Raw genomic sequence first — 25,653 nt, 5'->3', positions numbered from 1 at the left:
GTGACCGATCGCACCGATCCGCCAGACCTGCCCGACCCCTACGCGACCGACCACGACCTGCGTCGGCTCGCGGCGCAGACCCATCCCGATCCACACGCCTTCCTCGGCGCCCACGACGCGCCCGGCGGCGCGACGATCCTGCGCACCCTGCGCCCGAACGCGATCTCGGTGTCGGTGGTCATCGGCGGAGTCGATCATCCGATGACCCGTCAGACCGACGACCTGTGGGTGGTCACCGTGCCGATGGCCGACCTGATGGACTACCGGTACCGCGTCGTCTACCCCGATTCCACCGGGGGCACGTCGGAATTCGTCGTGGCCGACGGTTACCGGTTCCTGCCGAGCCTCGGCGACGTCGACATCCATCTGTTCAGCGAGGGCCGCCACGAGGAACTGTGGAATGCCCTCGGTGCGCGGGTGACGTCGTACACGACCACCGACGGCGATGTGCACGGCACCGCCTTCTCCGTGTGGGCGCCGAATGCCCACGGTGTCACCGTGATCGGCGACTTCGACGACTGGACCGGGCGCGTTGCGCCGATGCGCAAGGTCGGGGTCAGCGGGGTGTGGGAGGTCTTCATCCCCGACGTCGGCGACGGGACCCACTACAAGTTCCGCGTCCATGGCGCCGACGGCGTCATCCGCGACAAGGCCGACCCCATGGCCTTCCGCACCAGCACGCCCCCGGCAACCGCGTCCCGGGTCACCGTGTCCGAACATGTCTGGACCGACGACGCGTGGATCGCGCGCCGGGAACGGTCCGCGCCCGAGCGTGAGCCGATGAGCGTCTACGAGGTCCACCTCGCGTCCTGGCGTCAGGGCCTCGGCTACCGCGAACTCGCGCACGAGCTGGCCGATTACGCCGTCGAGAAGGGCTTCACCCACGTCGAGTTCCTGCCCGTCGCCGAGCACCCGTTCGGCGGTTCCTGGGGTTACCAGGTCACGTCGTACTACGCGCCGACGGCGCGCTTCGGAACGCCCGACGACTTCCGCTACCTCGTCGATCACCTCCACTCCCGTGACATCGCCGTGATCGTCGACTGGGTGCCGGCCCACTTCCCCAAAGACGACTGGGCGCTCGCCCGATTCGACGGCACCCCGCTGTACGAGCACGCCGATCCGATGCGCGGCGAGCAGCTCGACTGGGGCACCTACGTCTTCGACTTCGGCCGGCACGAGGTCCGCAACTTCCTCGTGGCGAACGCCCTGTTCTGGTTCAGCGAGTTCCACATCGACGGTCTCCGCGTCGACGCGGTGGCCTCGATGCTCTACCTGGACTACTCACGACCGGCCGGGCAATGGCGCCCCAATGTGCACGGCGGTCGCGAGAACCTGGAGGCGGTGCAGTTCCTCCAGGAGACCAACGCGACTGTGCACAAACATTTCCCGGGCGTGATCACGGTGGCCGAGGAGTCGACCGCATGGCCGGGCGTGACCCGCATGACCGATCTCGGCGGGCTGGGGTTCAGCTTCAAGTGGAACATGGGCTGGATGCACGACACCCTCGACTACCTGTCCCGCGATCAGATCCACCGCAGCTTCCACCACCACGAGATCACCTTCTCGCTGGTGTACGCGTGGAGCGAGAATTTCGTGCTGCCGCTCTCCCACGACGAGGTCGTGCACGGCAAGGGCACCCTGTGGACGCGCATGCCGGGCGATTCGTTCGCCAAGGCCGCGGGCGTGCGGGTCTACCTCGCCTACATGTGGTCCCACCCCGGCAAGCAACTGCTGTTCATGGGACAGGAGTTCGGGCAGACCGGCGAATGGGCCGACAACCGGAGTCTGGACTGGCATCAGCTGGAGGGCTGGGAGGGCGAACTGCACTCCGGCATCTCGGCCCTCGTCACCGACCTGAACCGGATCTACCGGTCCCGACCGGCGCTGTACACCCAGGACATCGATTCACTGGGTTACGAGTGGATCGACGCCAACGACACCGCCAACAACGTGATCAGTTTCCTCCGGTACGGCACCGACGGATCGGTCGTCGCGTGCCTGTTCAACCTGAGCGGCTCCGACCGCGCCGACTATCAGGTCGGGTTGCCCTCGGCCGGGGTCTGGGACGAGATCCTCAACACCGATGCCGACGCCTACAGCGGTGCCGGGCGCGGCAACATGGGTTCGATCACGGCGGACGGGCCGTCCTATCACGGACGTCCCGTGTCGGCTCGGGTCATGCTGCCCGCCAACTCGGCGATCTGGCTGGTGCCGCGGGAGTAGTGGTGTGTCTCGGAATCAGTCGCCTGGTTCCGAAACACATCACTCAAACTCCCGCGGCAGTGGCCTCAGCCCGTCAGTAGAGGGCGCTGGCGAGCTTGCGGCGGGCGCTCACGACGAACTGCTCGGCGGGATCGAAGAGTTCGAACAGCTCGAGCAGCCGGGTGCGCGCCCGGGTGCGCTCCTCCCCCGCGGTCACGCGCACGACGTCGATGATGCGGTCGAACGCGGCTTCGGGCTGTTGGTTGAGCAGCAGGACGTCCGCGGCCGCGAGCTGCGCGTCGACGTCACGGAGGGACGCCGACTCCACGATGGCGGGATCGTGCGCCTGCGCCCGCAGGATGAACTCGAGGTTCCGCGCGGCGGACACCGCTTCGAGGTTCTCCGGCTCGGCCTCGGCGATCGCCCGGTAGTCGGCGAGTGCGCCGTCGAAGTCGCCGTCGTTCAGCTTCGTCTCGGCGGCGACCAGCCTCGGGTCCTCGGGCTCCGGCTCGGGTGCGGGCCCGTCGGGAACGCCCGGGAGGATGTCGCCGATCTGGGCGAAGATGTCGTCGATCCACTGGGTGATCTCGGCCTCGGAGCGCACCCCGTTGAAGGCGGTCACCGGCTGTCCCTGCACGATCGCGACGACCATCGGGATCGACTGCACCCGGAACGCCTGTGCGATACGGGGATTGGCGTCGACGTCGACCTTCGCCAGCACCCAGCGCCCGCCCGACTGCGCGGCGAGGCGTTCGAGGACCGGCGACAACTGCTTACACGGCCCGCACCATTCCGCCCACAGGTCGATGACCACGAGCTGCTGCATCGACCGGTTGAGCACCTCGGCCTCGAACGTCTCCTCGGTGACGTCGAGGACCGCGGCCGCCGCGGTTCCCGCACCGGCGGCCGGCGATTGCCCGCCCTCGGCGGGCGGCTCACCGGGCGCGGCAGGTCGTGCTGCGGCCTGCGACTGGGCCCGTTGCGCTTGTGCGCGTTCGGCTTCGGCCCGCTCCTTGAGTACGCCGAGATCCACCGCGCCGGACATGGCCATGGCTGCTGCCGCCTGCTGTCGGGCCGCGGCGGCGGCCTGCTGACGATTGGTTGGTCGCGTCACCCCTCCAGTGTGTCACGACCGCCCACGCGGAATCAGACGACGTCGGGCGAACGCGTTCCGTCCGGCGCGGCGGTGCGCGTGCGGTCCGGGCGAACGACCGGCGCGAGCACGACGGCGAGGACGAGCGCCGCCACGGCCGCGAGCAACCCGGTGTTCAGCGAGGTCCGGCTGCTGATGAAGCCGACGACCGCGGGACCGGCGAGCATGCCGAGATAGCCGCATCCGACGACGGCGGAGATCGTCCGGCCGCTCGACTCCCCCGACAGATTGCCCGCCGCGGTGAAGATCTGCGGGATCAGCCCCGCCAGACCCAATCCGAACACGCCCCATCCCACGATGGCGAGGAGGGGTACGGGCGAGAGCACCGCGATCAGGATTCCGGCGGTGCCGAGCAGGCCGCCGTAGCGGACGACCGCCACCGGTCCCACCGACCCGACGACCGGATCGATGACGAATCGCGCAACGGTCATCGTCGCGCTGAACGCGCCGAACGCGATGGCGCCGACGGCTTCGGCGGAACCGAAGGTCTCGACCACGTGCAGTGCACTCCAGTCGTAGGCGGTGCCCTCGGCGAGCATGAGTGCGAACGCGACCACCGCCAGCAGGACCAGGCGGCGCCGGTCCACGGTGTGCCACCACTTCCCGGACGCGGGGCCGTCGGCGTCTGCACCGCGTGCACTCGCATCGTCGGTCCCCACCTCGCGACCAGCCAGACCGCGCGCGTTCCACGCCACGACGCCGATGCCGGCCGCCGCGGCGCAGGCCACGGTGAGGACGACACCGACGTCGGCCCACAGGGTTGCCGCGACCACTCCCGAACCCACGAGACTGCCCGACGAGAAGAACCCGTGGAACGACGACATGATCGGTCGGCCGTAGGCCCGTTCGACCACGACCGCCTGCGCGTTCATCGACACATCCAGGCAACCGTTGGCGAATCCGAAGGCGACGAGCGCGGCGGCGAGCGTCAGGGCGTCGGCGGCGAGCACCGGGGCGACGATGACCGCCGACAGCAGCAGCGCGGCACCGATCGTCACCGGCCGGGACCCCCGACGGTCGATCAGACGGCCGCAGACCTGCATGCCGACGAACGCCGACGCGCCGAGCAACAGCAACAGTCCGCCGAGTTGGTCGTGATCGACTCCGGTGCGCGCACTGATGACCGGGATGTGGGCCACCCACATCGCGGCGAGAAACCCGTTGAGCGCGAAGATCGCCCCGACGCTGCGGCGGGAGCGCCGGAGCGTCGGGGCGATCGAAGGCGGGATCGGGGCGGTCAGGCCGTGGCCTGCCTGGGCGCGCGGTCGGCGGACAGTTCGGCGAGATGGCCGTTACGGCGCGCCCACCACTCGAACACGATCGTGCCGAACGGCGGGAGGCTCGAGACCAGCGCCAGCAGGGTGACGATCGGGATTCCGATCCGCCGCGAACCCACCGGCAGCTCCCACTTCACCGCGTTCCACTTGAGCTGGATCGCTGTGATCAGAGCGACGACCACGAAGATCACGAAGACGATCCCGTGGATCATGCCCGGCTTGGCGATGGCCTCGTCGTCGTCGTTGACCCGCTTGACGACCATGGCGACCAGCAGGACCGCCCAGGTGATCGCCTCGGCGACGGCGACGAACCGGAAGCGCTTGGCGGGAGTGGTCAGGTCGAAGAATGACAGCATGGCCCTCATTGTGCCGAATCGGACAGCAAACTACTACAAGATGTCGTAGACATCTCGTTCGTTCAGGACTTCGGAACCCGGATGATCAGCGCGTCACCCTGGCCGCCGGCTCCACAGAGCGCGGCTGCACCGACGCCACCGCCCCGTCGCTTCAGCTCGAGCGCGACATGCAGCGCGACGCGCGCCCCGGAGGTCCCGATCGGATGTCCGACGGCGATCGCACCACCGTTGACATTGACGATCTCGGGATCGACGCCGAGCTGCTTGGTCGAGGACAGCCCGACCGCCGCGAAGGCCTCGTTGATCTCGATGAGGTCCAGGTCCGCGGGTGCGATGCCCTCGCGGTCACAGGCCTTGACGATCGCATTGGCCGGCTGCGCCTGCAGGCTGGAGTCCGGGCCGGCGACGACGCCGTGGGCGCCGATCTCGGCCAGCCACGTGACGCCCAGTTCCTCGGCCTTGGCCTTGCTCATCACCACGACGGCCGCCGCGCCGTCGGAGATCTGCGACGAGTTGCCCGCGGTGATCGTGCCGTCCTTGCGGAAGGCCGGCCGCAGCCCGGACAGCGACTCCACGGTGGTGTTGGCGCGAATCCCCTCGTCCTCGGCGAACTCGATCGGGTCGCCCTTACGCTGCGGGATGGCCACCGGCACGACCTCGTCGTCGAAGACGCCGTTCTTCCACGCGGCTGCGGCGAGCCGGTGGCTTCGTGCCGCGAACTCGTCCTGTTGCTCACGGGTGAACCCGTCGGCGTCGTTGCCCTGCTCGGTCAGCGCCCCCATCGGCTGATCGGTGAAGGCGTCGAAGAGCCCGTCGAAAGCCATGTGGTCGACGAGTTCGGTGTTGCCGTACTTGAAGCCGCCGCGGCTGTTGGGCAGGAGATGGGGCGCCTGGGTCATCGACTCCTGGCCGCCGGCGACGACGACGTCGAACTCTCCGGCCCGGATGAGCTGATCGGCCAGCGCGATCGCGTCGATCCCCGACAGACACATCTTGTTGATGGTCAGGGTCGGGACGTCCCAGCCGATACCGGCCTTGATCGCGGCCTGGCGGGCGGGCATCTGACCGGCCCCCGCGGTCAGCACCTGGCCCATGATCACGTACTCGACCTCGGATGCCGGAACGCCGGCCCGCTCGAGTGCGCCCTTGATGGCGACCGCGCCGAGATCGACCCCGCTGAAGTCCTTCAGGGAGCCCAGCAGGCGGCCGAAGGGGGTGCGTGCGCCGGCGACGATGACCGTGGTCTTGTCGGCAGTCGAAGTCATGAGGGAACCTCCGGGAAGTGTCTAGATAGGGGGCCAACCGAGCGCCCGCTCTGTGCGCTCAACACCTCAACGCTACCGTTGTCCCATGTCTTCCTCAGCAACGGACCCCAGCGCCACCGCACTCATCTCCGACCTGATCGTCGCCATCGATCACGTCGGCATCGCCGTCCCCGATCTCGACGCCGCCAAGGAGTGGTACGCCACCCACCTCGGGTTCGAGACGCTGCATCAGGAGACGAACGCCGAGCAGGGCGTCGAGGAGGCCATGGTCGGCCCGGCCGGCGGCACCGGTGCGGTCATCCAGTTGCTCGCCCCGCTCGACGAGTCGTCGACGATCGCCAAGTTCATCGACCGCAACGGTCCTGGGCTCCAGCAGCTCGCCGTGCGGGTGACCGACGTCGACGCGGTCACGGCACGACTCACCGAAGCCGGCGTCCGGGTCCTCTATCCTGCCGCGAAGCGGGGCACCGCGGACTCCCGCATCAACTTCGTCCACCCCAAGGACGCGGGCGGCGTGCTGCTCGAACTCGTGGAACCCGCCGCCACCGCACACTGATCCGCCGCAGCGGCCGAAAACCGTTGCGCCGCTAGCTGACTCGACATGCCGAGCCGGCCGCTCCCATCCGTGGACCGGCCGGCTCGGCACCTCCACGCACGGCGTCGCCGACGTCGAGGAGATCCCGCACTCTCTCCGATACACTGGCCGCCATGCCAGGTCCCGCACGGCAATTGCCCTTCGCGATCGTGATGCGCGGTTATGACCGTGAGCAGGTCGCCGATCACCTCCAGCGCCTCGACGCCGATCTGCGCGTCCTCGCCGCCGATCGCGACGCCGCCACCGCCAACGCACACGAACTCGCCGCGCATCTCGAGGACGCGCGCGACGAGATAGCCGAACTGCGCCGTGAGGTCGACAAGCTCTCGGTCCCGCCGACCACCGCGCAAGGGATGAGCGAGCGACTGTCGCGGATGCTGCAGCTGGCGTCCGACGAAGCGTCGGAGATGCGCGCCGAAGCGGCCGCCGAAGCCGCCGAGACGCTGTCCATCGCGCGCCAGGAGGCCGCCGACATGCGGTCGTCGGCCGCGGCCGACGCCGAGCGCGTCCGGGGCGAGGCACGCACGGCCGCGAAGAAGCTGGTCGACGAGGCCGCCGCCCGGGCACGGCAGGTCAAGGAGACCGCGGCCGCCAACGAGTCGGAGTCCGCCCGCCTCATCGCCGAGCGCACCGCCGCGATGGAGGCCGAACACACCAAGACCATGCAGGCCGCCAAGGACGAGGCCCGCCGAGTGGTGGAGAAGGCGAAAGCCGAGGTCGCCGAACTCGAGGCGGTCAGCGCCGCCGAACGCCGGGCCGAGCGGGAACGCCATGACGCCGAACTCGCCGATCAGCGCGAACGCGCACTCGACGAGGCGGCACACATCCGTCAGACCGCGCTCGACATCGCGACCGAACGACTCGATCGATCACGCGAACTCGCGCAGGCCGCTGACCGCACGCGTCAGGACATCGCCGCCAACCTCGGCCGGCTCCGCGAGGAGCTGGCCGAGTTGCCGGAACTGCTCGCCCAGCCCGACGACTCCGAGTACTCCGTGCTGTCCGACGCCGACGATCTCGACCTCCTGAACAGCAAGCTCTCGCCCGAGGCGCGGTCGCCGGAGGCCCGCTCCAACGCCTGACGGCCCTCCGCTAATCGAGCTTGTCCCCTCCGCTGGTTGAGCTTGTCCCCTCCGCTGGTTGAGCTTGTCGAAGCCCCTCAGAAGAGCCTGAACTCCGTGCTCTCCGCGCCGCGAAGCTCGTCGTAATCGAGCACCACGCAACGGATTCCGCGGTCCTCGGCCAGCGTGCGGGCCTGCGGCTTGATCTGCTGGGCGGCGAAGACGCCGGCCACCGGGGCAAGTGTGGTGTCGCGGTTGAGCAACTCGAGATACCGGGTGAGCTGCTCGACGCCGTCGATCTCCCCGCGACGTTTGATCTCGACCGCCACCGTGGCACCCGATGCGTCCCGGCACAGCAGGTCCACCGGCCCGATCGCGGTCATGTACTCGCGGCAGATGAGCGTGTGACCCGGACCCAACGTCTCGACATGCTCGGCGAGCAGCTCCTGCAGGTGCGCCTCGACGCCGTCCTTGACGAGGCCGGGGTCGATGCCGAGGTCGTGCTGGGAGTCGTGCTCGATCGACGCGATGGTGATGCGGAGTTCCTCGCCCGCCTTGTTGGTGACGACCCAGTACGCCTCCGCCTGCGTGCCGTCGGGAACCTGCGCCTCGGTGAGCCAGCACGGCGGACTCATCCAGTTCAACGGCTTGTAGGCCCGGTCGTCGGCGTGCACGCTCACCGATCCGTCCGATTTGATCAGCAGCAACCGCCGGGCCATGGGCAGATGGGCGGTCAGCCGCCCGACGTAGTCGACCTGACACTCCGCGATGACGAGACGCACGTGCCCACCCTAGTGGTGTGTCCCGGGACCAGGCGGCGCGGCCCGCTCACTCGTCGTAGTAGTGCTTCAGCAGAAACGTCTCGGCGTCGACGACCGCGTCGTCCATCGTCGAGTGCACGTGCGGAAGCGCCGGGTCGAATCCCCGGAGTTCCGGCGGCGCATCGAGATCGGGCACCGCCGCGTCGTCACGGTGCCGATCGACGCTGGCGCGGACGACCCCGTCCGGGTCGACGAGCGCGGCCCGCCGGCCGCTGTCGTCCAGCAGCCGTTTGATGCTCAGCACCATCGTGCGTGCGACCGCGTCGATCACCCCGATGCGGGAGATCTCGACGATGACGACGGTGTATGCGTCGATGTCGGCCTCCAGTCGCCGCTGAACGCTCTCGGCGCCGGCGAAGGTCAAATCTCCCTGGAGTTCGTACACACGGATCCGGTCGCGACAGGTCCGCAGATAGCTGCGCTCCTGCTCGCCCCATTCCGCGCTGACGGGGGTGTCGGCGAGGTCGTAGACCGACCGAATCGTCACCCGACTCTCCCGTGTCACGTTGAACATGTGCAGGCCCAGATCGGTGGACAGATGCCGACACACGTCGACGCCGCGGACGCTGTTGCCGTGACCGTCGAGCCGCGGCGAGTACACGCCGATGCCGAGTTGCCCCGGCAGCACCGCGAGGATCCCGCCACCGACGCCGCTCTTCGCCGGCAGGCCGACGGAGGTGACCCAGTCCCCCGCGCCGTCGTACATCCCGCACGTCGTCATGACACTCAGCAACCGCTGCGCGGTCTCGTTGGAGAAGACCGTCCGACCCGTGCGGGGATTCATCCCGCCGTTCGCGATCGTCGCGCCGATCCCGGCCAGGTCGTCGGTCGTCACCCGAATCGAGCACTGTCGGTAGTAGAGGTCGAGAGCGGCGTCCGGGCTGGTCTCTAGAGCCCCGAAGCTGTCTAGCATGTAGGCGATCGCGCGGTTGCGCGAACCCGTCGCGGCCTCGGAGGCATAGACCCCCTCGTCCATCGTGAGGCGCCGTCCGGCACATCCGGAGTAGAACTCGAGCACCTCCCGGAAGGCGGCGTCGACCGCCGCCTCGGCCACGTCCCGGGTCGGCGGCAACAGCATGGATGCGGCAAAGATGGCCCCCGCATTGATCATCGGGTTCTTCGGGCGTCGGCGCTCGTCCACGCTGATCTCGTTGAATGCCTCGCCGGACGGCTCGACGCCGATCTTCGCGTCGACCGCCGCGGTGCCGTGCTTCTTCAGGACCATCGCATAGGTGAGGGGCTTGGAGACCGACTGGATGGTGAACGCCGTCGCGGAGTCACCATGTGAGTAGGTGTGGCCGTCGTGCACGCACATCGACAGGCCGTAACCCTCGGGGTCGACGGCGGCCAGTTCCGGGATGTAGTCGGCGACATGACCGGATCGGTCCGAATGGCATTCGTCCATGATGTGGCTGAGGTAACCGTCGACGAGGGAGTCCATGACCCCATCTAAGCGTGTCCCCCGGCACCCCGTCGGAGATGACTAGGCTGGCGATGACCGGGACCGAGACACCGACGCTGGGAGTACCGATGAAGCTGCTCGTCGCATACATCGCCACCTCGGGAGGCGACGACGCGGTCGCCCTCGGCGCATGCCTCGCGCGGACCTTCGACGCCGAACTCGAGCTCTGCATCGTCATCCCACCCGAGCCGGACAGCGCCGACCCGTCCGAACAGGTCTCGGTCGAACGCCTCTCCGACGCCCTGGACAATGCGGCCCGCCGCTGGCTCGACGCCGCTGCCGCCAGACTCCCCGACGACATCGAGACCACCACGACGATCGCCGAACACGCCAACCCCGGGGAGGGTCTCATCGTGCAGGCCCGGCGCACATCGGCGGACATGCTGGTCATCGGCGGCGCGGGTGGCGGTATCCGCGGCCGGCACACACTCGGGACCGTGGTCAACGACATCTTGCATTCCGCACCGGTCCCGGTGGCGGTGGCGCCACCGGGGTTCGCGCATCTCGGCGCCGACGAGGTGCGAGAGATCTCGGTCGCGATCGGCAGCAGGCCCGGCACCCAGCTGTTGTTCCAGACGGCGTTGCGCAGCGGTGTCCGTGCACATCGGCCCATCCGGCTGATCTCGCTGGTCGCCGTCGACGACGTCCTACCCTGGCGCACCGAGCCGGAAGAACGGGCCCTCGACCACGCTCGCGAACACGCGCGACGCAGTCTCGAGGCGGCCAGAGAACAACTGCCACCGGACTTCCCGGTCAGCTCGGCGATCGCCCAGGGGTCGACCATCGAGGAGGCAGTCGGCTCCCTGGACTGGCAGGACGGCGATGTGGTCATGGTCGGCTCCAGCCGGCTGGCGGCGCCCAACACGCTCTTCCTCGGCACAACCGCGGCGAAAATCCTTCGCGCGGTGTCGGTTCCGATGATCGTCGTTCCGAAGGGCACCGACTGATCTCGTCTCGACCCAGAAAAGCATTGTGGCCCCTCACGAATCGCGAGGGGCCACAATGGGATGTTGTGTTCGGCGGTGTCCTACTCTCCCACACTGATTAGGGTGCAGTACCATTGGCGCTGGAGGGCTTAGCTTCCGGGTTCGGAATGGGGCCGGGCGTTTCCCCTCCGCTATAGCCGCCGTAACTTTGTGAAACAACACGCTCACGTAGTGTGCGTGTGTTTGTTTGTCACCTCTCACCACCCCGTCACACCGTGGTGTTGTGGGGGGTGTCCGGGGGGCGAAGCCACCCGGAGGAGTGTGTTGTTTCAGAAGTACATAGTGGATGCGAACACCAACCGAACCTGAGGTTTGGTGATGTTGTGGGTGTTGTTGGTAAGTCCTCGGCCGATTAGTACCAGTCACCTGAACACATTGCTGTGCGTACAGTTCTGGCCTATCAACCCCATGGTCTGTGGGGGGCCTTAACCCCGCGAAGGGGGTGAGAAACCTCATCTTGGAACAGGCTTCCCGCTTAGATGCTTTCAGCGGTTATCCCTTCCGAACGTAGCTAACCAGCAGTGCCCCTGGCGGGACAACTGGCACACCAGAGGTTCGTCCGTCCCGGTCCTCTCGTACTAGGGACAGGTTTCCTCAAGTTTCTTACGCGCGCGGCGGATAGAGACCGAACTGTCTCACGACGTTCTAAACCCAGCTCGCGTGCCGCTTTAATGGGCGAACAGCCCAACCCTTGGGACCTACTCCAGCCCCAGGATGCGACGAGCCGACATCGAGGTGCCAAACCATCCCGTCGATATGGACTCTTGGGGAAGATCAGCCTGTTATCCCCGGGGTACCTTTTATCCGTTGAGCGACACCGCTTCCACTTGCCGGTGCCGGATCACTAGTCCCGACTTTCGTCCCTGCTCGACATGTACGTCTCACAGTCAAGCTCCCTTGTGCACTTACACTCAACACCTGATTGCCAACCAGGCTGAGGGAACCTTTGGGCGCCTCCGTTACCTTTTAGGAGGCAACCGCCCCAGTTAAACTACCCACCAGGCACTGTCCCTGAACCCGATCAGGGTCCGAGGTTAGAAGTCCAATACGATCAGAGTGGTATTTCAACAACGACTCCATGAACACTGGCGTGCCCACTTCACAGTCTCCCACCTATCCTACACAAACCGAACCGAACACCAATACCAAGCTATAGTGAAGGTCCCGGGGTCTTTTCGTCCTGCCGCGCGTAACGAGCATCTTTACTCGTACTGCAATTTCGCCGAGTCTGTGGTTGAGACAGCAGAGAAGTCGTTACGCCATTCGTGCAGGTCGGAACTTACCCGACAAGGAATTTCGCTACCTTAGGATGGTTATAGTTACCACCGCCGTTTACTGGGGCTTAAATTCTCAGCTTCACCACCCGAAGGTGATTAACCGGTCCTCTTAACCTTCCAGCACCGGGCAGGCGTCAGTCCGTATACATCGTCTTACGACTTCGCACGGACCTGTGTTTTTAGTAAACAGTCGCTTCTCTCTGGTCTCTGCGACCCACACCAGCTCAGACCGAAAAGATCGTCACCAGGATGGGTCCCCCTTCTCCCGAAGTTACGGGGGCATTTTGCCGAGTTCCTTAACCACAGTTCTCTCGATCGCCTTAGTATTCTCTACCTGACCACCTGTGTTGGTTTGGGGTACGGGCCGTGTACCAACTCACTAGAGGCTTTTCTCGGCAGCATAGGATCATGGAATTCGCCACAACGGCTACGCATCACCTCTCAGGCTATGTGAGTGACGGATTTGCCTATCACTCGCCCTACAGGCTTACACCAGTACAACCACTGACTGGCCCCACTACCTTCCTGCGTCACCCCATCGCTTGCCTACTACCAGCCAAGGTCCCATGCATCACCCCACTCGGCACCCGAAGGTGCTCCCGGGGGATCAGGATGGTTAGTACAACTGATTCAGCATGGGCGCGGATACACGGGTACGGGAATATCAACCCGTTGTCCATCGACTACGCCTGTCGGCCTCGCCTTAGGTCCCGACTCACCCTGGGCGGATTAGCCTGGCCCAGGAACCCTTGGTCATTCGGCGGCAGAGTTTCTCACTCTGCTTTCGCTACTCATGCCTGCATTCTCACTCCCACACCCTCCACACCTGGATCACTCCGGCGCTTCCACGGATGCAGGACGCTCCCCTACCCACCCCACCCACTACACAGAAGTCCGTAAACCTCTGCGGATGTCATGGTGGAGTGCCGCGGCTTCGGCGGTGTACTTGAGCCCCGCTACATTGTCGGCGCAGGATCACTTGACCAGTGAGCTATTACGCACTCTTTCAAGGGTGGCTGCTTCTAAGCCAACCTCCTGGTTGTCTTCGCGACCCCACATCCTTTTCCACTTAGTACACGCTTAGGGGCCTTAGCCGGCGATCTGGGCTGTTTCCCTCTCGACTACGAACCTTATCGCCCGCAGTCTCACTGCCACACTCTCACTTACCGGCATTCGGAGTTTGGCTGACGTCAGTAACCCTGTGGGGCCCATCGGCCATCCAGTAGCTCTACCTCCAGTAAGAAACATGTGACGCTGCACCTAAATGCATTTCGGGGAGAACCAGCTATCACGGAGTTTGATTGGCCTTTCACCCCTACCCACAACTCATCCCCTCCATTTTCAACTGAAGTGGGTTCGGGCCTCCACGACGTCTTACCGACGCTTCACCCTGGCCATGGGTAGATCACTCCGCTTCGGGTCTAGACCCGGCGACTCAAACGCCCTATTCAGACTCGCTTTCGCTACGGCTACCCCACACGGGTTAACCTCGCCACCGAGCACTAACTCGCAGGCTCATTCTTCAAAAGGCACGCCATCACCCGCCCCGAAGGCACAGGCTTTGACGGATTGTAAGCGTCCGGTTTCAGGTACTATTTCACTCCCCTCCCGGGGTACTTTTCACCTTTCCCTCACGGTACTAGTCCGCTATCGGTCACCAGGAAGTATTCAGGCTTACCGGGTGGTCCCGGCAGATTCACAGCAGATTCCACGAGCCCGCTGCTACTTGGGGACACCGTCACGCAAGACCATGTGTTTTCAGCTACCGGACTCTCACCGACTACGGCAGACCATTCCAGGCCACTTCACCTAACACATAGTTTTCTCACTCACGCTTCCACAGGCAGATGGAAGAAGACGAACCCCACAACCCCACACACACAACCCCTACCCGGTATCACATGCGCATGGTTTAGCCTCCTCCGCTTTCGCTCGCCACTACTCACGGAATCACAATTGTTTTCTCTTCCTATGGGTACTGAGATGTTTCACTTCCCCACGTTCCCCCCACACAGCCTATACATTCAGCTGGTGGTAACACGACATCACTCGTGCTGGGTTTCCCCATTCGGACACCCTCGGATCACAGCTCGTTTGACAACTCCCCGAGGACTATCGCGGCCTACCACGTCCTTCATCGGCTCCTGGTACCAAGGCATCCACCGAACGCCCTTACACACTTACAACAACACCTACAAACAACCCCCCACCCACAACCAGCACAAAACCAGCCATGAACGAGGATCGAATGTAGACATCACAAACACTACAAATTTCTGCTAAATCACAGACCAACGCATAACGTTGATATGAAATAAAGATGCTCGCATCCACTATGCACTTCTCAAACAACACACACCATCCCACCTCCCACACCTCCGCACCCCATCACAGGACACCTCAACAGCATGATCGGCCGAACAGCTAGGTCAGAGACAACACGCGTGTGTTCTCTCAGAACCCCGATAGCGTGACAATGAACCCGCCAGCCCTCACGGACCCGCGGTGACCCCCCATCCCTCTACCGGTGTAGAAGGAGTGGGCCTGTCTGATGTTTCACCCTCGAACACACACCCACCGCACAGACATACGCCGGCAGAAATGGGTGATGTTGTGTGCTCCTTAGAAAGGAGGTGATCCAGCCGCACCTTCCGGTACGGCTACCTTGTTACGACTTCGTCCCAATCGCCGATCCCACCTTCGACAGCTCCCTCCCACAAGGGGTTAGGCCACCGGCTTCGGGTGTTACCGACTTTCATGACGTGACGGGCGGTGTGTACAAGGCCCGGGAACGTATTCACCGCAGCGTTGCTGATCTGCGATTACTAGCGACTCCGACTTCATGGGGTCGAGTTGCAGACCCCAATCCGAACTGAGACTGGCTTTAAGGGATTCGCTCCACCTCACGGTATCGCAGCCCTCTGTACCAGCCATTGTAGCATGTGTGAAGCCCTGGACATAAGGGGCATGATGACTTGACGTCATCCCCACCTTCCTCCGAGTTGACCCCGGCAGTCTCCTGCAAGTCCCCGGCATAACCCGCTGGCAATACAGGACAAGGGTTGCGCTCGTTGCGGGACTTAACCCAACATCTCACGACACGAGCTGACGACAGCCATGCACCACCTGTACACCAACCACAAGGGAACGACTATCTCTAGCCGCGTCTGGTGTATGTCAAACCCAGGTAAGGTTCTTCGCGTTGCATCGAATTAATCCACATGCTCCGCCGCTTGTGCGGGCCCCCGTCAATTCCTTTGAGTTTTAGCCTTGCGGCCGTACTCCCCAGGCGGGGTACTTAATGCGTTAGCTACGGCACGGATCCCGTGAAAAGGAACCCACACCTAGTACCCACCGTTTACGGCGTGGACTACCAGGGTATCTAATCCTGTTCGCTACCCACGCTTTCGCTCCTCAGCGTCAGTTACTACCCAGAGACCCGCCTTCGCCACCGGTGTTCCTCCTGATATCTGCGCATTTCACCGCTACACCAGGAATTCCAGTCTCCCCTGTAGTACTCAAGTCTGCCCGTATCGCCTGCACGCCTGCAATTGAGTTGCAGAATTTCACAGACGACGCGACAAACCGCCTACGAGCTCTTTACGCCCAGTAATTCCGGACAACGCTCGCACCCTACGTATTACCGCGGCTGCTGGCACGTAGTTGGCCGGTGCTTCTTCTCCAGGTACCGTCACTCACGCTTCGTCCCTGGTGAAAGAGGTTTACAACCCGAAGGCCGTCATCCCTCACGCGGCGTCGCTGCATCAGGCTTGCGCCCATTGTGCAATATTCCCCACTGCTGCCTCCCGTAGGAGTCTGGGCCGTGTCTCAGTCCCAGTGTGGCCGATCACCCTCTCAGGTCGGCTACCCGTCGTCGCCTTGGTAGGCCATTACCCCACCAACAAGCTGATAGGCCGCGGGCCCATCCCACACCGCAAAAGCTTTCCACCAACCACCATGCGACAGTTGGTCATATCCGGTATTAGACCCAGTTTCCCAGGCTTATCCCAGAGTGCAGGGCAGATCACCCACGTGTTACTCACCCGTTCGCCACTCGAGTACCCAGCAAGCTGGGCCTTTCCGTTCGACTTGCATGTGTTAAGCACGCCGCCAGCGTTCGTCCTGAGCCAGGATCAAACTCTCCATGAAAAAACCGTGAAACAAAACCAACCCCAAAAAAGGCCGGCGTTTCAACACAATCAGGAAAGCACAACCTGACCAAAATAAACCTAGCAAAATGTGACACCCAGGACGGGGCCCGGACGCCACACAAAAAAACAAACATCTACATCCACAAAGATGCACGATGCCACATTGGCATCAGACAATTCATCATCACACTATCGAGTTCTCAAAGAACACACACCCACCAGCTACCCACCCCTCAACAGGGCTCTCACCAGCAGACTTCGCATTCAACCTTGCCAGCCACCCCGTCTCCGGGGCAACTCTTCCAGCCTACCAGAACCCACCCGCAGCCCGCAACCCCGAAGAATTCCGAACCACTGAGAGACCCAGCAACCCCAAACACTCTACCCAAGCCACAACGACTCAAGCCAAAACATTCAGGGGCGGCCAGCCAAGAAACCCGGTCTCCACTCCCCACCATCAGACCCTCTCAGGCCCTTCCGGGGCGGCGCCGTGGCTCGCTGACTTGAAGAAAGTTACGCAACCGGATCGTCGGGGTCAAATCGCCTGCTCGCCGCCCGCCCCAACAGCCATCGGCGCAGGTCATCGCCTGCCGCGCGGAACCGAATCCCGCTGCTGCGCGCGGATTTCGGTGAATCACATCGATGTGACGTGCGTCGCAGACCGTCCTTTCGGACAGGTCATCACCCCCGGTCGGTCAGTTATGCGCAGGTCAGAGCGCTCATACGGTCGAGACATGACCGCGACCGAACTGGCCACGACCCCGACGAGCGCGCCCATCGGCTCATCGCCGGTACCCGGACTCCCACCGCGGGTTGTCTCGTCCGCGCTTGTCCCCGAGGGGTTCACGCGTTGCGGTCTCCTCTCCTGGCGTCGGGAGGCCGGCGTCCTGCAGATCGCCCATCCCTTCGACGAGCAGAGCATCTCCGACGGCGTGGTCGTCGACGGGCTCGTCGCCCTCGTCGAGGCCGGCGTGCTGGCCGGCCAGTCGCAGTTCGAATGCGCCGCGATGGGGATCATCCGCACCTCGGCGGGCACGGCCGACGACGCCTGGGCGGCTTTCTACGACAACTCGCTTCGCGAACTGCGCACGGGCACATCGGCATTCGCTCCCGTCCACAAACGCGCGCGGAGCCTGGTCTCGGGCGGGGCCGTCCTCGAGGTGGGATCGTGCTTCGGCGTCTTCGCTCTCGCCTGCGCCCTGGACGGTCTCCAGGTCACGGCCTGCGACATCTCGCCCGGAGCGGTGTCGTTGCTCTCCGACGCCGCTCACCGACTCCGACTGCCCGTCGTCGCAACCGTCGGGAACGCGACCGCTCTCCCCTACGCCGACGACTCGGCCGACACCGTCACGCTCATCCACCTCCTCGAGCACCTCGATCCCGCGGGGGCGCACGCCGCGATCGGCGAGGCCCTCCGGGTCGCCCGGCAGCGCGTGGTCATCGGCGTGCCGTTCGAAGACGAGCCGAGCCCGCACTTCGGCCACCTCGTCCGGCTCACCGAGAACGACCTGTGCGGCTGGGCTCGAGCCGTCCCGCATGCCGGCGCCGAGGTCGTCGTCGATCACGGCGGATGGCTCGTCCTCACCCCCCGGTCCTGATTCCTCGAGTCCGGCCGCGGTACCGAGCGACCGCGTCAGATCAGCCCGCGTTTGCTGGCGATGTACACCGCGTCGGTCCGCTTGGACACCCCGAGCTTGCGAATGATGTTGCGAATGTGGAACTTCACGGTTGACTCCGAGATGTAGAGCGTCTCGCCGATCCGCTTGTTCGACAGCCCGTCGGCGAGGAGCCGCAAGACCTCGCGCTCCCGGTCGCTGAGTGCCTCGGACTTCTCGTTCTCGCCGGACACCGCGCGGAGGACGACGGCCGCGCTGCGCGGGTCGAAGGCGCTGCCGCCGCCGGACACCGCCTGGATCGCGCGCACGAGTTCGGTCGTGTCGACATCTTTGACCACGTACCCCCGGGCTCCCGCCCGCACGGCGCGTACGACCAGATCGTCGTCGAGGAACGTGGTCAGCACCAGCGCAGCGACCTCCGGGTGGCGCTGCGCGATCTGCTCGATGAGCCGCAGCCCCTCGTACTCGGTGCCCGCCGACAGCTTGAGGTCGACCACGACGACATCGGGGTGTCGGGCGTTCACCTCGGCCAGCGCGGCGTCGGCCGATCCCGCCTCACCGACCACGTCGACGACGTCCTCGCGCTCCAGCAGCGACCGCATGCCCTGGCGCAGGAGGGCGTGGTCGTCGACGAGAAGCGTCCGGATGGGGCGCCTGATGTCGTTGTCGCTCAACCGAACTCCTTCGTTCTGAGCGGGTCGTCGGGCGTCGCGGAGCCGGCCGTGCCGATCGGCAGCACCACCGCGACGCGGATACCGCCGATGCGCGACCGGCGGATCCGCAGTTCGCCTCCGAGCTCGGCGGCGCGCGAGGACATGTTGGCCAGGCCGCGGTGCCGTCCGGCCGTGAGATCGCCGAGCGACGCAGTGCGCATCACCCGGCGCAGATGTTCGGGATCACCGACGCCGTCGTCGTCGACCGACAGTGCGACGGTGTCCACAGCGTAGGTGAGGGTCACCGTGACCTGGTGGGCACGCGAGTGGACGGCGGTGTTGAAGAGGGCCTCGCCGGCGATCCGCAGCAGGGCGTGCTGGACCTCATCGGCAAGATCGCGCTCCCGGCCGCGCATGTGGACCGCCGTGCGCAGGTCCGGCGGCATGTGCAACGAGCACAGCTCGGTCAGGACGTCGCGCACACTCGGCGACGGCGCGTTCGTGGCGTTGTTGAGCGCGTAGATGAACGACCGCAACTGCTCCACGGCCTCCTTGGTCAGCCGGCCCGCCATCTCCAGGCGATCGAGTGCGGGACCTTCGACGAGGCCGCGACACAGTTCGATCTGCACCCCCGCCGACAGCACCGACTGGGTGACCGAGTCGTGGAGCTCGCGGGCGATCCGTCCGCGCTCCTCGTTGAGCACGGTCGCCCGCATCGCCGCCGACAGTTCGCGCTGGGTACGTTCCAGTTCGGTGTTGCGCTCGGCGAGTTCCATTGCGTGGCGGTCGGTCTCGGAGAACAGCTCGGCGTTGAGCAGTGCGACGATCGCCTGGCTGGCCAGGATGCGCAGCACGACGAGATCGGTGGGATCGACCATGCGACCGACCGGTGTCCAGGCCGACAGTCCCCCGACGACGTTGCCGTCGAGTTCGACGGGGACGTGGACGTGGTCCTCCTGGAGGATCGCGCCGTGCAGGACGGTCTCGTGTCCGCGGAGTATGTCGTTGAGCCGGTTGAGCACCTCGTCGGGCAGGTCGTCGGGTGTGGCGGCCCGCTCGGACCCTTCGAAGGCGTAGAGCCGACCACCGCTCGCGCTGATCAGGTGTCGCGGGGCCGACTGCTCGAGCCGGCCGTCCGCGAGCGCGAAGACGACCCAGTCCGCGCCCAGATGGTCCCGCGCCGCCTCGACGACCGCGATGACCAACGCCTCGGGCCCTTCGGCGGTACGGACGAGAGCACGCGAGATCCGCTCCAGCGCACCGACCACCCGACTCAGCCGCGCCTCGACCCCGCGCAGCGCCGCGTAGTGGCTGCCCTTCACGCTGCGGAGTCCGACCAGGCTCTCGAGGTCGGCCTGTTCGGGGAGAGCGCTTCGCTCGGGCGACGGACCGGTCATCACAGCGCTTCGGCGTAGAGGTCCCGGATGCCTGCGGCCTGCGGACGCCGCGGGTTGGTTGTCATGCACGAATCGGCCAGCGCGTGGGCGGTGAGGCGGTCGAGGTCGGCGCTGCGCACGCCCAGCGGTTCGAGCGACGCCGGCATGCCGACCCGGGCGCCGAGCGCGGCGATCGCATCGGCCAGTCGGTCGGCGACGGTCCGGGCGTCGCCGGATGTCTCGACCCCGATGGCGTCGGCCAGGTCGACGAAGCCGTCGGCACACACATGGGCGTTGTAGCGGATCACGTGCGGCAGCAGGACGGCGTTGATCGCGCCGTGCGGGGCGTCACAGTGCCCGCCGACCGGGTGACTCATCGCGTGCGTGGCGCCGAGGATCGCGTTGGTGAACGCCATCCCCGCCCGTAGCGCCGCGAGCGACATCTCCTCGGCCGCGACCCGGTCCCGCGGATCGTCGACGAGGCGTTCGAGATGCGTCCACACGCCACGAATGGATTCCAGCGCAAGCGAATCGGTGAGTCGTCCGTGCGCGAGCGAGACGTAGGCCTCGACGCAGTGGGTGAGTACATCCATGCCGACCTGGGCGGTGACCGCGGCGGGCGCGGTCATCAGCAGGGTCGGGTCACTCACCGTCACGTCCGGCACGAGTGAACGCCCGATGATGGTCACCTTGGTACGCCGCTCGGCGTCGTTGATGATGCAGAACTGGGAGACGTCGGCGCCGCTGCCGGCCGTCGTCGGCACCGCGATGAGTGGCGGGAGCGGTCGTCGGGCACGGTCGATTCCCTCGTACTCGAGGATGTGACCGCCGTTGGCCGCCAACACCGCGACACCCTTGGCGGCGTCGATCACCGAACCGCCGCCCAGGGCGACGAGGCCGTCGGCATCGTGTGCCTTGTAGGCGAGGAACGCCGCCGCGACCTCGCCGGACCGTGGGTTGGGCGAGACATCCAGGTACGACGCCGCGTCGAGGCCGCCGGCACGCAGCCCGGCCATCAGCTGTGCGTACCAGGGGGTGCGTTCCAGACAACGATCGCTGACCACGAACGGTCGGCGCATCCCGAGTCCCGCCGTCGCGACCGGCACCTCCCCGAAGGCGCCCGGGCCCAGCACGATCTCCGGGGTGTGGAACTTGGCGACCTGGCCCGATGCGCGCCGACGGACGTCACCCACCATTCGTCCCGCCTCCGTTCCATCCACTCCGACCGCACCGTCCGACCACCTCGCCCCGGCGGTACCCCGACGCTACCCAGGTCACCTCAGCGCCGCACCCAGCTCGTCACAACGCGCGAGCATCTCGGCGCCGTCACGCACGCTGACGACTCCGCTGCAGTGCTCGGCGTAGTCGGCCATCGCGCACCCGGATTGCGCCCAATAGCGCTCGGGTTCCGGTGTGATCCAGGCGATTCGGTGCGATCGACGACCGACCTCGGCCACCAGGTCGACACGCGGATCGAGACCGTTGCTGCGCGCATCCCCGACGACGAGCACCGATGTCCGCCTGCTGATCAGGTCCCCGCAGCCGCCCAGCAGTTCGCCGAACATGCGCCCGTAGTCGCTCGTCGCGGCAAGATCCAGACCGTCGGCGGCGAGCACCGCCGCGAGAGCCGAGTCGGCCGCCGCGGACCGCAGTGCGGTCGTGACGCGCACCGGCCGATCGACGAACGCGACGACCTCGCAACGGTCGCCGAAGCGATGCAGAGTCTGCGCGAGACGCAGGATGAACCCGGTGACCGGCCGGACCGACAACGACACGTCGACGAGGACCAGCAGCCGGACCGGGCCGGGCCGCCTGCGGCGCCGCCACAGTTCGGCGGGCACACCGTCGGTCGCGACCGACGCGCGCATCGTCGCCCGGATGTCGAGGACACCCCGGTCGACCGGGCGGACCACCCGGCGCGGGGCGCCGCGCATGCGCTGGATCAGCCGGTGGCAGGCGCGATCGATCTCAGCTTGGTCGACATACCCCTCGGCCGACCGGTCGGCGCCGGAGACCGCCTCGGCGCCGCCGTCGGCGTCCAGGCGTGCGACCAGCGCGTCGACGAAAGCACCCAGTGCCCGTTCCAGTTCGGTCCTCCGGGCGTCGCCGAGGTCGTCGTTGCCGTCGGTGCCGTATGCCTTGCGCGGATCGTAGGCGTCGAGTGCGGCGAGGATTGCGTGGGCCCCGGTCAGCCCGAGCGGCCGGCTCGAGACCCGGGCTGCCGATCCGGTCAGTTCGCCGACGGTCGACGAGTCGGCGGTGTCGACCTCGACCGTGTAGGTCACTCCCCCACCGGTCGTGCCGCCGTCCGGGTCGACGCCGAGCTGCTCGGCGCCGGCCGAGACGCTGAAGTCGTTCTCCTCCCGGTGAGCGCTCTCGGCGTCCCGGTGCGCGGCGTCGGGATCGTCGGCCATCAGGTGGCCGATCTCGTCGGTGTGTTCGTCGGCGCCGATCTGGCGGGCCGCGCCCTCGAATTCCTCGTCCCAGACCACGTCATCGGGCAGATCGGCCGCGACGCCGCGGGCCCGTGGAAGGTCGTCCTCGTCGGCGCGATCGGGTTCGGCGCCGAGGAAGAAGAGCTCGAAGGCCCGCTCGAAACCCGCTGTCTCGTAGCCATATTTGACGCACACGCTCTGTAGCGCCGCACGCAGGACCGCCGGCTCGGCGGCGCCGATCATCGACAGGGTCCGCCGGATCTCGATGACCTCGGCGGGCGAGGCCGCGATCCCGGAGCTCCGCAGGACCCTTCCGAACGCGACCGCGAGCAGGTCGAGCGGGTCCGCCCGCCTCGCGGCGGCGACGGGTACCGGGGTGGCCGACGCCGCAGTCATCGGCGTCATCGTCCCGGTCGGACACCCGCACTGCGGGCGCGCCCGGCACCGAAGGCGCGCGCGGTCACCGACCCGCCGGGCGTGGTCCCGTCCACGCCGATCGGCGAGCCTTCCGCCGGCGGTCCTCCGTGTTCGGAAGACAGAGCGCGACGGGCGATCTCGCCGTCCGAACCGAACTTCACGAGCAACGCCAGCAGAGCGCTGCGATGCTCGGCGTCGATCGGCGTGCCCACCTGTCCGTCCCGTGCTCCGAGGTACGAGGCGGCCCGCGCGGCGTCGATCACCTCCGCGATGGACGGGCTCTTGCGCAACGGGAGATCGCGAAGCCGCCGGGCGAGGTCGACGACCTCGCCGATGATCGTCTCCTCGACGTCGGGGGCGCGGACCGCGACGATGTCCCGCTCGGTCTGCGGATCCGGGTAGTCGACCTGGAAGTGCAGGCAGCGACGTTTGAGCGCGGGCGAGAGTTCGCGGGTGTCGTTGGAGGTCAGGATGACCCACGGCGACGACCGTGCCGTGAACGTCCCGAGTTCGGGGACCGTCACCTGGCGCTCGGCGAGGACCTCGAGCATCACCGCTTCCATCGCCTCGTCGGTGCGGTCGATCTCGTCGACGAGCAGGACCGTCGGCGAGGGCGACGTGATGGCCGCCATCAGTGGCCGGGCCACCAGGAAGTCCTCGGTGTAGACGCCGACCTCGGCGCGCGCCAGCGCCGAACTCGCGGCCGAGAGGGTCGTCTCGGCGGCGAGTTCCGCACTGATGCGATCGCGCAGCATCTGCACATGGAGAAGCTGTCGTGCGTAATCCCATTCGTAGAGGGCACGCGACTCGTCGAGACCCTCGTAGCACTGCAGCCGTACCAGCTCGCGCCCCGAAGCCGCCGCCAACGCCTTCGCCAGCTCCGTCTTGCCGACCCCGGCCGGCCCCTCCAGCAGGAGGGGCCGGTCGAGGAGCGTCGCGAGATGGACGACGACCGCCAGTTCCGGACCGATCAGGTAGCCCTGCTCACCCAACGCGTCGGTCAGCTCCTCCACGGACGGGAAGGAACGGCTGTCCGGGGTGATGTCCCGGGTGATGTCCTCGGCGGTTTCCCGAGGTGCGCACACGTGCGTCATCGGATGTCGGACTCCTTGTCGGCCTGCGGTTCTCGGAACAGTCAGGATCTCGGATTAGGCGGGCGAGCGGGCGGATCAGTAGCTGCCGGTGAAGGCGTGCGCCACCATCGGGATCAGCGACTCGACGGTGCTCTCCCGCGGGTTGCCCGGCGTGCACCAGTCGTCCATCATGTGCTCGGCGATGGCGCGGATCTGCTTGTCCGAGGTGTCCATGGTCTCGCCGCGGCCCTCGTACTTGCCGGTGTTCATCCGGTTCTTGTCGTAGCTGCTCGTCGACAGCTGACCGAAGTTGTCGGGGATGCCGAGGTCTTTGCCCAAGCGGATGGCCTCCTCGACGGCGGCGTCGGCGGCCTGGACCGTCGTCATCTTCGATGTGTCGACACCGAGCAGCGCGGCGATCTCGGCGTAACGCTCGTAGCGAGACGGCAGGTTGTACTCCCAGACGCGGGGAAGGGCGATGGCGTTGTTCAGCCCGTGATGGCTGTCATAGAACGCGCTCACCGCATGCGACAGCGAGTGCACGAGACCGAGGCCGCCGGAGTTGAACGCCTGCGCGGAGATGTACTGCGCGTACATCATCCCGGTGCGGGCCGCCAGGTTTCGCGGGTCGTACACGGCGGTGCGCAGATGGTCGCGGATCAGCTCGATCGAGTACTTGGCATTGCCCAGCGAGGGTGCGAAGTCCAGACGCGACACGTAGGGCTCGCTCGCGTGCGCGAGCACGTCGAAACCGCAGAAGGCGGTGAAGTGCTCGGGGCACGTGTAGTAGAGCAGCGGGTCGTCCATCGCCAGGTCGACGAGGCAGGTGTCGTCGAAGGCCACCCATTTGTGCGGCTTGTTCATGTCCGAGGTATCGGTGATGACGTAGGCCCAGGAGGTCTCCGAGCCGGTGCCGGCCGTCGTCGAGACCGCGATGTGCTTCGGATTCTCCTTGTTGGTGGCCTTGGAGAAGCCCTCGAACTCGTTGATGTTGCGGCCGTCGTGGGCGATGACCATACGTGCACCCTTGGCGGCGTCGTGGCTGGAGCCGCCACCGACCGAGATGATGCCGTCGCACTTCTCCGACTGGTAGAGGGCCGCGGCGTCCATGCAGTTGTAGTCCTTGGGGTTGGACTCCACCTGGTCGTAGAGCACCACGTCGACGCCCTGGTACTCGATCTTGCCGATCAGCTCCTCGATGATGCCGGAGCCGCGTAGACCCGTCGTCATCAGGAGCGCACGGGTCATGCCCAGGTCCTTGGCCTCGACACCGAGCATGTCGTGCGCGCCGACACCCAGCTTCGCCTTCGGGAACGGGTGGAACTCCTTGATCGGGAAGTCCCAGATCTGGTTCAGCTCAATGGCCATGGTGGTGAACTCCTTGTGACGGTTGGTCTGTCACAACGAGAATGTCGTCCAGATCACAACCGGGACAAGGGGTCCTGCCCGTCCTCGACCAGAGTGCACCCGGCCGGAC

At 66.1% G+C, this 25,653-nt stretch carries 17 protein-coding genes and 3 rRNA genes; 5 read left to right on the top strand and 15 right to left on the bottom strand.

All coding sequences use genetic code 11. From position 1 onward, the window contains the following. Positions 1–2,223 carry a 1,4-alpha-glucan branching protein GlgB gene (glgB, locus tag GR168_RS09195; RefSeq protein ID WP_159370585.1) on the top strand — a complete coding sequence of 741 codons (2,223 nt, stop codon included), beginning with the start codon at positions 1–3 and terminating at the stop codon, positions 2,221–2,223. 73 nt (positions 2,224–2,296) lie between these two features. On the opposite strand, the gene GR168_RS09190 is transcribed toward glgB, so the two are convergent. From GR168_RS09190 to GR168_RS09175, 4 genes are all read right to left on the bottom strand, one after another. Continuing rightward, positions 2,297–3,253: a tetratricopeptide repeat protein gene (locus GR168_RS09190; RefSeq protein WP_203235941.1), complete on the bottom strand. Its 957-nt coding sequence runs from the start codon at positions 3,251–3,253 to the stop codon at positions 2,297–2,299. Between the two features lie 95 nt (positions 3,254–3,348). Continuing rightward, a complete protein-coding gene (locus GR168_RS09185; RefSeq protein ID WP_203235917.1) occupies positions 3,349–4,500 on the bottom strand; it encodes an MFS transporter in 1,152 nt (383 codons plus the stop codon). Positions 4,501–4,592: 92 nt separating this feature from the next. After that, a complete protein-coding gene (locus GR168_RS09180) occupies positions 4,593–4,988 on the bottom strand; it encodes a DUF3817 domain-containing protein (RefSeq protein ID WP_058249980.1) in 396 nt (131 codons plus the stop codon). 62 nt (positions 4,989–5,050) lie between these two features. Then, positions 5,051–6,253 (bottom strand): acetyl-CoA C-acetyltransferase, encoded by a 1,203-nt coding sequence (locus tag GR168_RS09175; protein WP_065629062.1) that lies wholly within the window; start codon positions 6,251–6,253, stop codon positions 5,051–5,053. Between the two features lie 85 nt (positions 6,254–6,338). On the opposite strand from GR168_RS09175, the gene mce reads away from it, so the two are divergent. Next, entirely contained in the window at positions 6,339–6,809 is a 471-nt protein-coding gene (gene mce, locus GR168_RS09170; RefSeq protein ID WP_058249978.1) for a methylmalonyl-CoA epimerase, read from the top strand. A 152-nt stretch (positions 6,810–6,961) separates the two neighbouring features. Further along, complete coding sequence (locus tag GR168_RS09165; RefSeq protein ID WP_065629063.1) at positions 6,962–7,930, top strand: hypothetical protein; 969 nt, start codon at positions 6,962–6,964, stop codon at positions 7,928–7,930. A 77-nt stretch (positions 7,931–8,007) separates the two neighbouring features. Here the strand turns inward: GR168_RS09165 and nucS are convergent, their stop codons facing one another. Both nucS and glsA read right to left on the bottom strand, forming a co-directional pair. After that, positions 8,008–8,691 (bottom strand): endonuclease NucS, encoded by a 684-nt coding sequence (gene nucS, locus GR168_RS09160; protein WP_159370584.1) that lies wholly within the window; start codon positions 8,689–8,691, stop codon positions 8,008–8,010. 46 nt (positions 8,692–8,737) lie between these two features. After that, complete coding sequence (gene glsA, locus GR168_RS09155) at positions 8,738–10,171, bottom strand: glutaminase A (RefSeq protein ID WP_159370583.1); 1,434 nt, start codon at positions 10,169–10,171, stop codon at positions 8,738–8,740. Between the two features lie 89 nt (positions 10,172–10,260). Here glsA and GR168_RS09150 point away from each other — a divergent pair, with 89 nt between their 5' ends. Beyond that, complete coding sequence (locus tag GR168_RS09150) at positions 10,261–11,139, top strand: universal stress protein (RefSeq protein WP_159371882.1); 879 nt, start codon at positions 10,261–10,263, stop codon at positions 11,137–11,139. Positions 11,140–11,206: 67 nt separating this feature from the next. On the opposite strand, the gene rrf is transcribed toward GR168_RS09150, so the two are convergent. The 3 genes from rrf to GR168_RS09135 all read right to left on the bottom strand — a co-directional run bounded on the left by rrf (position 11,207) and on the right by GR168_RS09135 (position 16,604). Then, positions 11,207–11,323 (bottom strand): 5S ribosomal RNA (gene rrf / locus GR168_RS09145). A gap of 187 nt (positions 11,324–11,510) precedes the next feature. Continuing rightward, a 23S ribosomal RNA gene (locus tag GR168_RS09140) occupies positions 11,511–14,641 on the bottom strand. Positions 14,642–15,081: 440 nt separating this feature from the next. Continuing rightward, a 16S ribosomal RNA gene (locus tag GR168_RS09135) occupies positions 15,082–16,604 on the bottom strand. The 16S, 23S and 5S rRNA genes sit together here, the layout of an rRNA operon. A 736-nt stretch (positions 16,605–17,340) precedes the next feature. Here GR168_RS09135 and mftM point away from each other — a divergent pair. Then, complete coding sequence (gene mftM, locus GR168_RS09130; RefSeq protein WP_159370582.1) at positions 17,341–18,204, top strand: mycofactocin oligosaccharide methyltransferase MftM; 864 nt, start codon at positions 17,341–17,343, stop codon at positions 18,202–18,204. 35 nt (positions 18,205–18,239) lie between these two features. Here mftM and GR168_RS09125 read toward each other — a convergent pair whose 3' ends face one another. From GR168_RS09125 to mdo, 6 genes are all read right to left on the bottom strand, one after another. Further along, positions 18,240–18,896 carry a response regulator transcription factor gene (locus tag GR168_RS09125; RefSeq protein ID WP_058252764.1) on the bottom strand — a complete coding sequence of 219 codons (657 nt, stop codon included), beginning with the start codon at positions 18,894–18,896 and terminating at the stop codon, positions 18,240–18,242. Further along, a complete protein-coding gene (locus tag GR168_RS09120; RefSeq protein ID WP_068969906.1) occupies positions 18,893–20,272 on the bottom strand; it encodes a GAF domain-containing sensor histidine kinase in 1,380 nt (459 codons plus the stop codon). The genes GR168_RS09125 and GR168_RS09120 overlap by 4 nt, the downstream gene beginning before the upstream one ends. Continuing rightward, positions 20,272–21,447, bottom strand: coding sequence for an iron-containing alcohol dehydrogenase (locus GR168_RS09115; protein ID WP_065632850.1), 1,176 nt, complete (start codon positions 21,445–21,447; stop codon positions 20,272–20,274). The genes GR168_RS09120 and GR168_RS09115 overlap by 1 nt, the downstream gene beginning before the upstream one ends. A gap of 78 nt (positions 21,448–21,525) precedes the next feature. Further along, on the bottom strand, positions 21,526–23,082 hold the full coding sequence (locus GR168_RS09110) for a VWA domain-containing protein (RefSeq protein ID WP_159370581.1): 1,557 nt from the start codon (positions 23,080–23,082) through the stop codon (positions 21,526–21,528). 5 nt (positions 23,083–23,087) lie between these two features. After that, positions 23,088–24,197, bottom strand: coding sequence for a MoxR family ATPase (locus tag GR168_RS09105; protein WP_068969907.1), 1,110 nt, complete (start codon positions 24,195–24,197; stop codon positions 23,088–23,090). A gap of 75 nt (positions 24,198–24,272) precedes the next feature. Continuing rightward, positions 24,273–25,544 (bottom strand): NDMA-dependent methanol dehydrogenase, encoded by a 1,272-nt coding sequence (gene mdo, locus GR168_RS09100; RefSeq protein WP_004021262.1) that lies wholly within the window; start codon positions 25,542–25,544, stop codon positions 24,273–24,275. Positions 25,545–25,653 lie beyond the last annotated feature (109 nt).

The organism is Gordonia sp. JH63, from assembly GCF_009856645.1.
Lineage (GTDB): Bacteria > Actinomycetota > Actinomycetes > Mycobacteriales > Mycobacteriaceae > Gordonia > Gordonia hongkongensis.
This window is presented reverse-complemented; position numbering and strand designations above follow the sequence as displayed.